General features: G+C 75.0%; 1 protein-coding gene. It reads right to left on the minus strand.

Annotated elements, in window-relative coordinates; all coding sequences use genetic code 11:
* Positions 1-941: S1C family serine protease (locus CCN29_RS32085; RefSeq protein ID WP_442538611.1), on the minus strand; the 941-nt coding region annotated here is incomplete at both ends.

Raw genomic sequence — 941 nt, forward strand, 5'->3', positions numbered from 1 at the left:
GCCGAGTTGATGCCGATCACCCGGCCCTTGCCGTCGAGCAGCGGCCCGCCGGAGTTGCCGGGGTTGATGGGCGCGTCGGTCTGGAGCGCGTCGACGTACGACACGTCGCTGCCGTCGCCCTTCTCACCGCCGGCGGTGATGGGCCGCTCGCGGGCGCTGATGATGCCCGAGGTGACGGTGCCGGCCAGGTCGAAGGGGGCGCCGATGGCGACGACGGGGTCGCCGACCTGCACGTTGTCGGAGTTGCCGAGCGGCAGGGGGGAGAGCCCGCGGACGCCCTTGACCCGTACGACGGCGAGGTCGTAGCCGCTGTCCCGGCCGACGACGGTCGCCTCGGCGGTGTCGCCGCTGTGGAAGGTGACGGTGATCTCGCCGTCCTCCCCCGCGGGCTCGACGACGTGGTCGTTGGTGAGGATGTGGCCCCGGTCGTCCAGCACGAAGCCGGTGCCGGTACCGGCGCTGCCGCTGCCGCTGACGTGCAGGGTGACGACGCTGGGCAGCGCCTGCGCGGCGATCCCGGCCACGCTGTCGGGGTCCCGGTCGGGCGCCTCCACACCGGCCTGGGGCAGCTCCACGGCTCCGATGCCGCCGTTCCGCTCCAGCTGCACACCGACGACACCGCCGGCGAAACCGGAGACGAGGGCGATGACGAGGGCGCCGGTGATCAGCGCGCGCCTGCGTCGGCCGCGCCGCCGCTTCACGTCTTCCTCGACCGGGTCCGCCTGCTGAAGCGGAGCACTCGCCGGGGCCGCCCAGGGGTCGTAACGCGCCCAGGGATCGGCCACGGGGGCGTCCTGCACGACAGGAGCGGCGGGAGCGGCGGGAGCCGCCTCAGGGGCGCTCACGGCCACACCGTGCGCCGGCGTGGCCGCCGGATGCTGCACAGGCGGCGCAGGCGCCCACGGCCCGGGCTCCCCGTAGGGCGGGGTGCTGTAGGGGTC

The organism is Streptomyces pseudogriseolus (genome assembly GCA_002154585.1).
In the GTDB taxonomy this organism is placed as follows: Bacteria; Actinomycetota; Actinomycetes; order Streptomycetales; family Streptomycetaceae; genus Streptomyces; species Streptomyces pseudogriseolus.